The following is an 11791-nucleotide window of genomic DNA, read 5'->3' on the forward strand; positions in this document are numbered from 1 at the left end:
GGAAACTCTGGCCGCGTGCGTTAGCGATGGGGGTTTCTTCATGCGCTACCTGTTACCGCTGGTCGCGGGCGCCGCATTGGCGGCCGGACTGGCGTCTCCCGCCCAGGCGGCCCCGGCCTCGAACGAGTGGGCCGCCGACGTGAGCGGCCGTGCCGTCACGTGGGGCGGTTCGCCTCGCACGGGCCTGATCGAGCTCGGCACGCACAGACTCGCGCAACCCGCCAACGCGGTCACGGCGGCGGTGACCGGCGATGGTGTGGTCGACGTGCGCGGTCTGCGCGCGGACGGGCAGTGGACCGAGTGGCTGGAGGCGCCGGCGACGTTGCCGGTGACCACGTCCACGATCGAGACGCGCGTGGTTTTGAGCGGCGGCAAAGCATCGCGGGTGAAGCTGACGGCGACGCAGGCACCCGTGACCGTGGCGGCGGACGACATCTCCGTTGCCGCTGCTGGACGTTCGTACCGGGTGTACGCGACGCGCGAGGGACTTGTCGGCGGCACCACGGCGAACGGGCACGTGATCCGGTCGCGCGACCACTTCGTGGCGTTGCCGTCGCGGCGTGGGCTGGCGAACAAGAACTCCGGCAACTACAGCGTGCAGGTGTGCGCGTCGAACGGCCGTTGCGAGTGGGCGCCGGTGTGGGACGTCGGCCCGTGGAACACCAAGGACGACTACTGGAACCCGTCCGCCACTCGCGAGATGTGGAAGGACCTGCCGCAGGGCAAGCCCGAGGCGCAGGCCGCGTACGAGGACGGCTACAACGGCGGCAAGGACCAGTTCGGCCGCAAGCCCGCGAACCCGGCCGGCATCGACCTCGCCGACGGCACGTTCTGGGACGGTCTCAAGCTGACCAACAACGCGTGGGTGACCGTGACGTACCTGTGGACCGGTTCCGGTCCTCTGGGGACGGTGCGCACGGCTGCGGCCAACGGCACGGTGAACGTCCGCAGCGGCGCGAACTCCTCGTCCTCGCAGGTGGGGCTGGCCGCGAACTACGCGCAGGTCAGGGTGACGTGCCAGCTCACCGGCGAGTCGGTGTCGGGCACCCAGGGCACGTCGAACGTCTGGTACCGCATCGCGTCCGGCAAGCACATCGCGAAGGCGTACGTGGCGGGCGTCTCGGGCGCCACTGCCTGCTGATACACCCCTTCGGCGGGTCCTCAGGCGTCATACCGGAGGATGTGGGGCATGGCCTCAGTCGTCCAGTGGATCCAGGGGACCCGCCCGCGCACGCTGCCGAACTCGATCGCCCCGGTCGTGGTCGGAGCGGCTGCGGCGCACCACATCGACGAGTTCAACGCGCTCTACACGGTGCTGGCGCTCGTCGTGTCGGTGGCGTTCCAGGTGGGCGTGAACTACGCGAACGACTACTCCGACGGCATCCGCGGCACGGACGACAACCGGGTGGGGCCGTTCCGCCTCACCGGTTCCGGTGCCGCGGAACCCGCGAAGGTGCGGCTGGCGGCGTTCATCTCGCTCGGCGTCGGCGCGCTGGCCGGCGTGGTGCTGGTGGCGTTGTCCGGGTACTGGTGGCTGCTCGGGTTCGGTGCCGTGTGCATCGCCGGGGCGTGGTTCTACACGGGCGGCAAGCGTCCGTACGGCTACGCGGGCCTCGGCGAGATCGCGGTGTTCCTCTTCTTCGGCCCGGCCGCGGTGCTGGGCACGCTGTACGTGCAGACCGGGGAGATCACCGGCATCGGCATCGGGGCGTCCATCGCGATGGGCGCGATCTCGGCCGCGGTGCTGGTGGCGAACAACCTGCGCGACATCCCGACGGACTCCGTGACGGGCAAGCGGACGCTGGCCGTGGTGCTGGGCGACAAGGACACCCGCCGGCTGTACCTGGCGCTGATCGCGGTGCCGTTCCTGATCGCGCTGGGCATGGTCGTGCGGGTGCCGTACGCGCTGCTCGGGTTCCTCGCGGCGCCGATCCTGCTGCCCGCCGTGCGCCGGGTGGCCGCCGGGCGTGGCGGCAAGGACCTGATCCCGGTGCTGCAGTTCACCGGGATCGCGATGCTGGCGTGGGCCGTGCTGGTCAGCGTCGCTCTGGTGCTGGACTGAGGGCTACCAGGCGTCTTCGGTGAACTGCAGGGGCTCGTCGTCGTCCGTCCTGACGGGCTTGCGCGGAGGTGGCGGCGGGGCCGTCTCACCCTTGATCAGCTCGTCGAGGCGGGCGCGGTCGGCGTCGAGTGCCTGGCGCACCAGCGGGTCGTGGGCCGCCTCGCCGGTCAGGACCTGACGCCAGCTGAGGCCGGCGCCGCGTGCGATGCGGTCCGCGAGCTGACGCATCGCCGGTGAGGCGTCGCTCGACTTCGCGAACTGCATCACCCTGCGGATGTCCTCAGTGGACGGTTCCTTGCCCCTGAGGCCCTGCTGAGCGGTCTTCATCGCGCGATCCGTCTCGGCGACGGCGTTGCGCAGGAAGTCCTCCGCCGCGAAGATGTCCGGTGTCCGCCAGGCCGTCATCACCACTTGTCCTCCGTGAAGATGTCCGGGTCGAGCTGGTCGTCGTCGCCTCCACCACGGCGCGGCCGCTGCGCGTCCATGATCTCCTCGGCGGTCATGCCCTCCTGCAGCATCTGGAACGCCTGCTTCATCTTGTTGACGTTCTCCTGCTGCATGGCCTGCACGTCGGGGTCCTGCGCGGCCTTGCCGGAGACGACGTCCTCCCAGGTGAACTCGCCCGCGTCGACCTTGCGCTTCAACGCCTTGAGCTGTTCGGGGGCGTCCCGCTCCTGCGCGGCTCGTTCGACCTGCTGCGCGATCGCCTTGAAGTCGACGGGCGGGACGGGCGGCAGCGGCGTGTCCTTGAGGCGGTTCGCGAGGTCCTGCGCCTCCTTGAAACGCGCGTCGACCTGAGCCTCGGCGGCGCGCAGTTCCGCGGACTTCCAGCTGTCGTTCGGGGTGGTCATCTCAGTTCTCCCTGGCGAAGAGCCCGCGCTGGATCGGCCTGGCGTCACCGCGGATGTCGGTCACCTCGCTGCGCTGCGCGACGGTCCGCCACTGCCGGAAGTCCACTTCGGACAGACCGAGTGCCTGGGCCGTCTCGTAGTTCTCGCCGACGAAGTGCAGCACGGCCTGGTCGCCGAGGACACCGACGATCTCGAACTCCGCGTCGCGGTACGTGCAGAGCGTGCGGACCAGCTGGAGGTCCTCGACGACCGCGTTGGGCACCTCGAGGAACTGGGCGCCGTTCTCCTCGGTGAAGTCCGGCGGAGCGGGGTGGCCGGCGAGCGGGTGCAGCAGGACGTTCCCGGGCGCGGGCCCGAAGTCGACGTCGAAGTCCTGGCCCCGGTAGCGGCCGATCAGTCCACGACGGACGGTCGGCCGGTGCGGAACCGGTGCCTGCCAGTACCTTCCGGGACCGAAGCCCACGTCGGAGGTGGGGATCCACCCGACCTGGCGGTGGAGGTACTTGCCGACGCTGCGGCCGGTGCCGTCCGGTTCGAAGCGCCAGAGTTCCGTGCCCGCCGGGAGTTCGGCGAGCTCCATGACGTACTCGGGGATGGGGTTCGCGCTCGGCGTGTAGCCGGTGCCGGTGAACGGGACCGGGTAGACGCGGGTGGTGCCCATCTTCTGCGCGCCGTCGAGCGTCGGCCCGCCGAAGCTCGTGTCGAAGAGTTCGGTGGTGTGGGCGAGGAAGCGCAGCAGGTACTGCGTGCCGCTCGGCCAGTCCGCGACCTTGTCGACGCCGAACGCCTCCGCGAACTGGTCGGAGGTGCCCTGCGGGAAGTCCTGCCCGCGCGTCACGAACCCGGCGGCCCGGTGCGGCTCGAACTTGCCGGGCACCACGACGTTGCCCAGGTAGAGCTGCGCGATCGCGGGGTGGACGATCTTCTGCAGGATCGTCTCCGGCCCGATGCCGGCCGCCTTGCGCACGGCCTGTGGGGTGCTCATCCCGGGTTCTTCTCCTTCCACCGCGCCAGGAAGTCGGTGCGGTCGACCTGCACGTTCTCGAGCTCGTCTGCGTCTAGCGTGGCCCGGTAGCCGTTGTACTGGTCGCCTTCGAGCCCGTTCTGCGCGGCCCAGACGTACTCGCCGCCCGCGTAGCCCGCCTCGGCCTTGCCGTCGTTCGTGGCGACGACGTTGAACGGCTGGCCGCGCCACGTCGCCGTGCAGGTCTCCCGATACCAGGCGTCCAGGTCTCGTACGGCAACCGTCTTGAGCTCACGGTTGCCGTACGTCTGAAAGCCGTCGTTCTGCTCGTAGGCGACGCCCGGGACCTTGCGGATCCAGACGTGGTCCTCGCCCTCGGCACCGGCGAAGAACGTCTCGCCCCGGTACTCGGCCATCTCCTGGGAGTACTGGGTCATCAGAGCTTCGTCCAGCCGAACTTGCGGTCGTACACGGCGTGCAGTTTCTCAGAGCCGTCCGCGTTGACCTGCCAGATCTCGGCACGATCGGGCAACGGTGTGCCGCCGTCGACGCGCCACTCCGGCATGCCACCCATCGTCGAGCCGGTGCCGGTGAACGGGTCGAAGCCGTCATAGGGCTTCGACGCACCGCCCGCCGCGGCCATCTGCTGCTGCGACGCCTCGTAGTGCGCCTTCTCCTGCGGCGACTGGTACTCGTTCGCCCCGTACGGCCCGGGCTGGGTGAAGTCCGGCGTGTCCTTCTTCGGCCCGCCGAACGGCACGTTGTGCGCCGCTTCGTTCTGGGGGGTGACCTCGTACCGGAGCTGCATCGCCTCCTGCGCGCCCGCGGGGATCGGGGTCCAGCCCTGGCCCTTGTCGTCGAGCGCGAGGCTGTCCCGCAGGCCCTGCGGGGTGTTGACGTCGACCACGTCCTGACCGCGGGCGACCGAGCCGCCCATCTGGTTCTGCCAGGTCTCCTTCTGGCTGCCGGCCGCGTGCGGGGTGTCGGGCAGGTAGGTGCTGACCGCGCTCGGGTTGAGGGCCTTGGTGACGATGTCGCCGCTGCCGACCGTGATCTGGTTGCGGACGTCGGCGACGTGCTGGGCCTCTTGCGGGCTGAGGTTGGTGGAGAGCTCCTGGCTCAGCGCGACGTAGCGGTCGCGGTCGGCCTGGTTGGGCAGGATCTGCTCCAGCTGATGCTGGTAGCCCTGACCCTGCGCCGCCATCGCCGCCGCGTCGAAGTGACCCTTGAGGTCGGGCGCGGTGGGTGGTGGCGTGGACTCGCCGCTCTCGGTGTGGCCGGGGGTGGCGTCGTCGTTGCCGGGCTTGGGGTCGGTGTCGTGGGGGGCCGGGGTGTCGTGGTCCGGCTGGGGGTCGTGGGGCCGGGCGTCCTCGGCACCGCTCGGGTCGGTGTCGTGGGGCTTGGCGTCTTCGGGCCGCGTGTCGGTGTCGTGCGGCTTGGGGTCGGCGTCGTGCGACGGCGTCGCGTCGTGGGGCCGGGTGTCGCTGTCGTGCGGCTGGGTGGACGCGTCGTGCGGCTTGGTGCCGGGGTCGCTCGGCGTCGTGTCGTGGGGCTTGGTGCTGTCCGGCGCGTCGTGGGGCTTGGTGTCGGTCGAGCCCGTGGGCGTGGGGTCGTGCGGACGCGTGCCGCCGTCGTGCGAGGGCGTCGTGTCGTGGGGGCGCGGGGTCGACGGGTCCGTCGGGGTGGTGCTGGACGGCGTCGAGTGGTCCGTGCCGCTGGGGCTCGGGTGTCCCGGAGGCGACGGCAGGCCACCATCGGTGCTGGGCGCGGGGTGGCCGGGAGGCGACGGCAAGCCGCCGCCCGCGCTCGGGGTCGGGTGGCCGGGAGGCGAGGGAAGACCGCCGCCGCTGGGTGGGGCCGTCGCCGTGCCGGAGCCGGCGGTCGGGTGGTCCGGGGTCGGGTGCGTGCCGGGGCTGGACGGAGGCGTGGGCAGGCCGGAGCCGCCGGAGTTCGGAGGCGTGGGCAGGCCCGAGCCACCCGAGTTCGGAGGCGTGGGCAGGCCCGAGCCACCCGAGTTCGGCGGGGTCGGCAAGCCGGAGCCACCGGAGTTCGGCGGGGTCGGCAGGCCCGAGCCACCGGGGTGCGTGCCCCCAGCGCCCGGAGTCGGGTGCGTGGAACCCGGAGTCTGGTGCGAACCCGGCGTGGGGTGCGAACCCGAGGCCGGGTGCGAGCCTGGCGCCGGGTGCGAGCCCGCCCCGGACGGCGGTGTCGGCAGGCCCGTGCTCGGCCGGCCACCGGTGCCGGCGGGCGGTGTGCCCTGGCTGGACGGCGTGCCCTGGCTCGGCGGGGTCGGGAGGCCCGCGCCGGGAGGTGACGGCAGGCCGGTGGGCTTCGCGGTACCGGCCGGGGTGCCCGCGCTCGGGAAGGCCGGGACGCCGCCGGCGCCAGGACGGGAGCCGGAGCTCCTGGTCTGGTCGCCGCCACCTGCTCCTGGAGCCATCGGGGCGCCCATCGGCATCGCGCCGCCCATGGGGGTCTGGCTCGTCGACGGCGGGGCTGCGGCGGGGGCCGCGCCTGCCGTGTGCGTGGTGGTGTCCGGGCGGGGCGGGGCACCGCCGGAACCGGGGTTGCCACCCACGGGCGCGCCGCCGGAAGCCGTGTGAGGCACTCCGCCGCCTCCGCCGCCGCCCAGCGAGGGCGGGGCCGCGGCGGTGGGGCCTGCGGCGGCCGCCGTGTGGGTGGTTGGGGCGTCGGGTGCGGCGGGCAGCGTCGGAGGAGGTGCCACGGGGGCGCCGCCGGGTGTCACGGCGGAGACTGCCGCCGGTTTGGTGTCCTCGGTGCCGCCGGGCGGGGTGTAGACCTCGCGGACCTGTGAGCCGATGTCACGGCCTCGGTCGGCGATCTCGGTGGCCGACTCCTTGATGGAGCCGAAGTCGTCGTGGATGTCGTTGACGGCGTTGCGGACGTCTCGGCCCGCCTCGGCCACCTCCTGGGTGGCGTTCATCGCCTCGGCCAGGGAGTCGGCGTCCTTCAGCTTGCCGATGGCGGAGAAGACGCGGCCGACGGCGTCGAAGAGCGCCTTCACGTCGGAGATGAGCTTCTGGACCGTCTCGATGATGTCCATGACGCGCCGGTAGATCTGGTAGGCGTTCCAGACCATCTCGGCGGCCTTGATCCAGCCCGCGACCGGGATCCAGACGGTGGCGGCGGCTTCCAGCAGCTTGTTGACCAGGTAGTCGAGCAGGCGCGCGGCCTGCTTGCCCAGGGCCTCGGCGCCGGACGCGACGGTGTCGAAGCCCTTCGCGATCAGCTGGGCCACGCCCATCTCGGCGAGCAGGCCGGCCTTCCAGCCGAGCGCGATGTACTTCTCGTGGGCGCGGGCCGCGTCACCGTCCCAGTGGTCGCGCACCTTGCCCACGGCGTCCGTGAGGTTGTACGAGACGTCGTTCATGGCGTTGCCGACCATGCGCCACGCGTCGCCGTCGGCACGGATCTTCGACCAGTCGCCGGTGATCGGCGTGATGATCGCGGACACCAGCGATTCGCCGGTCACGGCCTCGAACACCCAGTTGACCGCCTGGACGCCCCACCCCTGGTCGCGCAGGACGTCGTTCAACGACGCCGTGTCGACGTCGGGCTGCTTCAGCGACGCGCTGACCGGACGCGGCGCGTGGTACGCCGTGGTCACTTCAGCAGCCCGTCGAAGATCCGCCGCTGAGCGGCGTCGATGTCCTCGTAGACCTTCGCCGACGCGTCCACCGCCGTCGCCGCGCCCTCGAGCTTCGACGTGCCGAAGTCGAGGGTCTCGTCGAACAACGCCCTCACGACGTCCACGCCCGGCTGCAGCAACGCGAGCAGGCCCGTGAAGCCCGCCTTGTCGCACGCCGTGGCGTGGACGTACTTGCGGATCGTGTCGAACTCTTTGGCCTCTGTGCGCAGGTACTCGGCGTACGCGCGCAGTTCGGCCGCGTCGGTGAACAGCGACGTCACAGCGTCCCCCCTGCGGACTCAGGTGCTCAGGTCACGCTGTGACGCACGGCTCTCGTCACCAGTTCCCCGAGCGGTGGAAGTTGTTCAGGCGTTCAAGGCACGGATCGAGGTGCATGCCCTGCGTGGCTACCCATGTGTCGTCGTAATAGGTGTTCGCGTAACGCTCGCCGCCGTCGCACAGCAAAGTCACCACGCTCCCGCGCGCACGAGACTGCCGCATCTCGGCCACGATCTGGAACGCTCCCCAGAGGTTCGTCCCGGTGGACCCGCCGACCCGCCGACCGAGCAGGTCCTCCACGTACCGGATCGTCGCGATGGACGACGCGTCCGGCACTTTGATCATCCGGTCGATGACCTCGCCGATGAACGACGGCTCCACGCGTGGCCGCCCGATGCCCTCGATGCCCGAGCCGCGCGTCGCCACCAGGTCGCGGTTGCCGTCGCGCCACGCGTCGAAGAAGACCGAGTGCTCGGGATCGACGACGGCGAGACGCGTGTCGAGCTTCTGGTAGTGGATGTACCGGCCGATCGTGGCCGAGGTGCCACCGGTTCCGGCGCCGACGACGATCCAGTCCGGCGTGGGCGACGGCTCCAGCTTCATCTGCTCGAAGATCGACTCGGCGATGTTGTTGTTGCCCCGCCAGTCCGTCGCGCGCTCGGCGTGCGTGAACTGGTCCATGAAGTGGCCGCCGAGCTCGGACGCCAGCCGCCGCGACTCGTCGTAGAGCGCCGACGGCTCGTCGATGAAGTGGCACTTGCCGCCCTGGCGCTCGATCAGCGCGACCTTCTCCGCCGAGGTCGAGCGGGGCATCACCGCGATGAACGGCAGCCCGAGCAGTCGCGCGAAGTAGGCCTCGGACACCGCCGTCGAACCGGAGGAGGCCTCGATCACGGGCGTACCGCCGGTGATCCAGCCGTTGCAGATCGCGTAGAGGAACAACGAGCGCGCCAACCGGTGCTTCAACGACCCCGTCGGGTGCGTCGACTCGTCCTTCAGGTAGAGGTCGATGCCCCACTCGAGCGGCAACGGGTAGCGCAGGAGGTGCGTGTCAGCGCTGCGGTTCGCGTCCGCCTCGATGATCCCGACGGCCTCGCACACCCAGTGCCTGGTCCTGCTGCAAACACGGTCAACGGAGGTACTCACAGCCCGCACGATAACCGGGCAGACGTCCTACGCCTGGGTGAGAGGACCTTCGTCACCACGCAGTTCGGAGCGCAGCTTGTCGCGCTCGGCCCTGCGCGTCGCCTGGTGGGCGTCCAGACCCGTCGCGACCCGCTGCCGCAGCCCCTTGAAGATGAACAACGAGGCCGGCAACGCCACGACCACGCCGACGGCGAGGGCGGGCAGCAAAGGAACCTTGACCAACATGAGCGCGCCCATCACCACGACCACGAGGCCGAGGCGGGCGAGGACGTAGAGCGTCACATCACGAGCGAGCACCCGTTCAGGTTACGTCGCCTTCTTCGTCGCCGGTGTTCGGGCGCCCCTCGAATCGTGTGGAGAGCACCACGGTCGTACGCGTGCGTGCCACACCGTGGATGCGGCGCAACCGCCCGAGCGCGCGCTCCAGATCGTCGACCGTCGCCACCCGGACCTTGACGATGAACGACTCGTCCCCCGCGACCCGGTAGCAGGACTCGACCTCGTGGAGCTCGCCCAACGCGACCGCGACCTCGTTGTCGTCCGCGATGTCGGTGGGGTGGATGCCGATCAACGCGGTCACGCCCAGACCGACGGCGCTGGGGTCCACGACGGCGTGGTACCCGACGATCACGCCGCTCGACTCGAGCTTCCCGACCCGCTCGTGCACGGCGGACGCGGACAGGCCGACCTGCCTGCCGAGGTCGGCGTAGGTGGCACGACCGTTGGCACGCAGTGCGGCGATGATCTGTCGATCAAGAGCATCCACCGCGACACCTTATGCCCCACGTGTGCGCTCGGGCACCAGCGGTTGCATGTCCGAATCGCGCCGGTCGTCCCTTACTACCTCTTTACCAAAAAACAAGCGTTCGAGTACCTGATGGGTCAGATGCCACGATCAGACCGGAACGTCTGATCTGAGGAGGACGAGTGACTGCAGCCACCGAGCGGCTCTTGACGCCTGGGGAAGTCGCCAATCTGTTCCGGGTCGACCCGAAGACCGTGACCCGATGGGCCACCGCAGGTCGCATCGGATCGATCCGCACGCCAGGAGGACATCGCAGGTTCCGTGAGACCGAGGTGAAGCAGCTTCTTTCGGAGCTGACGACCGAGGCGACTGAACCCGTCCGCCACTGAAACCGTAGTTACCCCTGTGCCGCGGGTAACCTCGTGGCAAAGGGAGGTGGCGACACGATGATCTACCTGCTGGCGGTGATCGGTGCGCTCACCGTGGCTGTGCTCGTGTGGCGAGCTTTCGCCCCGCAGCACTCGGAGTACACCCCAGGCCGCAAGGTGATCGCGCCCGACGACGACCCGGAGTTCCTGCGCAAGCTCGACGAGCAGCGCAAGCGCGACGAGTGAACGGAAAAGGGGCCCTGATCCCAGGACCCCTTTCCGCCACTGTCCGTTACCCGTTCAGGAGTGCGGGAAGTCGTCCGCGACCACTGCGGCGAGTTCCAGCAAGGCCAGACGGGTCTCCGGCGCGAGCTGGTCCAGTGCGATCTCGGCGCCCTCTTCGAGGTGCGTGTCGAACGGCAGGCGGACCACGGCCCGGCATCGCTGCTGGAAGTGCGCGGCGAGCTTGTCGAGGTCGACCTTGCCCGACTTCGGACGCACCGAGTTGATCACGCACACGGACTTCGCGACCAGGTCGCGGTAGCCGTGCGCCTCCAGCCAGTCGAGCGTCGCGGCCGAGGTCTGCGCGCCGTCGACAGAGCCGGACGACACCAGGACCAGCGAGTCCGCCTCGTCCAGCACGCCCTTCATGGCGGAGTGCATCAAACCGGTGCCGCAGTCGGTGAGCACGATGTTGTAGAAGTGCTCCAGCAACGCCACCGTGCGCCGGTAGTCCTCCTCGCTGAACGCCTCCGACACGGCCGGGTCCTGTTCGGACGCCAGCACCTCGAGGCGTGCGGGTGACTGCGAGGTGTACGCGCGCACATCGCTGTACTTCGTGATCCGCGGAGCGTCGCGCAGCAGGTGACGCACGGTCGCCGTGGTCTCGCGCGGGATCTTCAACGCCAGCGTGCCGCGGTCGGGGTTCGCGTCGACCGCGACGACCCGGTCGCCGCGCAGTGACGAGAACGTCGAACCGAGCGTCGTGGTCGTCGTGGTCTTGCCGACGCCGCCCTTGAGCGACAGCATCGCGATCTTGTAGCACCCGCGCAGGGGCTGGTTGATCCGTGCGATCAGCTCACGCCGCCGCACGTCGGCCGGGCTCTCACCCAGGTTGATCGTGCCGCCGGACAGCGAGTGCAGGGACTTGCGCCAGCCGGACGTCGGCGGGCGCTTCTCCTTCTTGATCAGCTGCTGCGACGAGACTTCCTGTGCCTGCGAGCGGTACTGCTGCTGCGGGAAGTTGTTCGGGTACTGCTGGCCGGCGAAGTGGCCGTACTGCGCGGTGTTGTCGGTGTTGTGCGGCCCGGACTGGCCACCGCCCACCGAGTGGGCACCCGACTGGCCGCCGCCCACCTGGTACGCGCCGGACTGCGAGCCGGGCACCGGGTAGGGACCGGACGCGTTGCCGGGAACCTGGTACGGACCGGACGCGGTGCCGGGCACCGGGTAGGGACCGGAGGCGTTACCGGGAACCTGGTAGGGCCCTGACTGGCCGGCCAGGTTGTACGGGCCTGATTGGCTACCGCTGACGTGCTGCGGGCCGGACTGCTGCGGGTCGAGGTAGGCCGCCGCCTGCGGGTCGACGTACTGCGGGCCGGAGCCCTGTTCCTCACCCGGTGGTTGCCATGTCACCGCTGTGGCCCTCCCTGAGCAAGAGGGACCGAGACTTCCCCGACCCCCAGGTTGCGACGGTACGCAACCGGCAACGGTTCCATCGACCTGGG

14 protein-coding genes are annotated in these 11791 nt (G+C 70.3%); 4 read left to right on the forward strand and 10 right to left on the reverse strand.

Going from position 1 to position 11791, the window contains the following annotated elements; all coding sequences use genetic code 11:
* The first annotated feature begins 40 nt into the window (after positions 1-40).
* Both PV646_RS08200 and PV646_RS08205 read left to right on the forward strand, forming a co-directional pair.
* A complete protein-coding gene (locus PV646_RS08200; RefSeq protein ID WP_500340833.1) occupies positions 41-1141 on the forward strand; it encodes a DUF8814 domain-containing protein in 1101 nt (366 codons plus the stop codon).
* 48 nt (positions 1142-1189) lie between these two features.
* Positions 1190-2062 carry a 1,4-dihydroxy-2-naphthoate polyprenyltransferase gene (locus PV646_RS08205; RefSeq protein WP_500340834.1) on the forward strand — a complete coding sequence of 291 codons (873 nt, stop codon included), beginning with the start codon at positions 1190-1192 and terminating at the stop codon, positions 2060-2062.
* Positions 2063-2065: 3 nt separating this feature from the next.
* On the opposite strand, the gene PV646_RS08210 is transcribed toward PV646_RS08205, so the two are convergent.
* The 9 genes from PV646_RS08210 to PV646_RS08250 are packed head-to-tail and all read right to left on the reverse strand — an operon-like array spanning position 2066 to position 9717.
* Positions 2066-2467, reverse strand: a complete 402-nt coding sequence (locus PV646_RS08210) for a hypothetical protein (RefSeq protein WP_500340835.1) — start codon at positions 2465-2467, stop codon at positions 2066-2068.
* Complete coding sequence (locus PV646_RS08215; protein WP_500340836.1) at positions 2467-2913, reverse strand: hypothetical protein; 447 nt, start codon at positions 2911-2913, stop codon at positions 2467-2469. The genes PV646_RS08210 and PV646_RS08215 overlap by 1 nt, the downstream gene beginning before the upstream one ends.
* A gap of 1 nt (position 2914) precedes the next feature.
* Positions 2915-3898 carry a hypothetical protein gene (locus PV646_RS08220; RefSeq protein ID WP_500340837.1) on the reverse strand — a complete coding sequence of 328 codons (984 nt, stop codon included), beginning with the start codon at positions 3896-3898 and terminating at the stop codon, positions 2915-2917.
* Positions 3895-4314, reverse strand: coding sequence for a hypothetical protein (locus PV646_RS08225; RefSeq protein WP_500340838.1), 420 nt, complete (start codon positions 4312-4314; stop codon positions 3895-3897). Before PV646_RS08225 ends, PV646_RS08220 begins: the two co-directional genes overlap by 4 nt.
* A complete protein-coding gene (locus PV646_RS08230) occupies positions 4314-7505 on the reverse strand; it encodes a hypothetical protein (protein WP_500340839.1) in 3192 nt (1063 codons plus the stop codon). The genes PV646_RS08225 and PV646_RS08230 overlap by 1 nt, the downstream gene beginning before the upstream one ends.
* On the reverse strand, positions 7502-7807 hold the full coding sequence (locus PV646_RS08235) for a hypothetical protein (RefSeq protein ID WP_500340840.1): 306 nt from the start codon (positions 7805-7807) through the stop codon (positions 7502-7504). Before PV646_RS08235 ends, PV646_RS08230 begins: the two co-directional genes overlap by 4 nt.
* Positions 7808-7862: 55 nt before the next feature.
* Positions 7863-8960 (reverse strand): L-cysteine desulfhydrase Cds1, encoded by a 1098-nt coding sequence (gene cds1 / locus PV646_RS08240; protein ID WP_500340841.1) that lies wholly within the window; start codon positions 8958-8960, stop codon positions 7863-7865.
* 18 nt (positions 8961-8978) lie between these two features.
* A complete protein-coding gene (locus tag PV646_RS08245) occupies positions 8979-9248 on the reverse strand; it encodes a DUF4229 domain-containing protein (RefSeq protein ID WP_229694027.1) in 270 nt (89 codons plus the stop codon).
* A 4-nt stretch (positions 9249-9252) separates the two neighbouring features.
* On the reverse strand, positions 9253-9717 hold the full coding sequence (locus tag PV646_RS08250) for an Lrp/AsnC family transcriptional regulator (RefSeq protein WP_500340842.1): 465 nt from the start codon (positions 9715-9717) through the stop codon (positions 9253-9255).
* A gap of 161 nt (positions 9718-9878) precedes the next feature.
* On the opposite strand from PV646_RS08250, the gene PV646_RS08255 reads away from it, so the two are divergent.
* Both PV646_RS08255 and PV646_RS08260 read left to right on the forward strand, forming a co-directional pair.
* The gene (locus PV646_RS08255; RefSeq protein WP_089915625.1) at positions 9879-10085 is read left to right on the forward strand and encodes a BldC family transcriptional regulator; all 207 of its coding nucleotides are present in this window, start codon (positions 9879-9881) and stop codon (positions 10083-10085) included.
* 57 nt (positions 10086-10142) lie between these two features.
* Entirely contained in the window at positions 10143-10310 is a 168-nt protein-coding gene (locus PV646_RS08260) for a hypothetical protein (protein WP_086667950.1), read from the forward strand.
* A gap of 54 nt (positions 10311-10364) precedes the next feature.
* Here the strand turns inward: PV646_RS08260 and PV646_RS08265 are convergent, their stop codons facing one another.
* The gene (locus PV646_RS08265) at positions 10365-11699 is read right to left on the reverse strand and encodes a MinD/ParA family ATP-binding protein (protein WP_500340843.1); all 1335 of its coding nucleotides are present in this window, start codon (positions 11697-11699) and stop codon (positions 10365-10367) included.
* Between the last annotated feature and the right edge of the window lie 92 nt (positions 11700-11791).

It is taken from the genome of Streptomyces sp. ID05-26A, from assembly GCF_033794685.1.
In the GTDB taxonomy this organism is placed as follows: domain Bacteria; phylum Actinomycetota; class Actinomycetes; order Mycobacteriales; family Pseudonocardiaceae; genus Lentzea.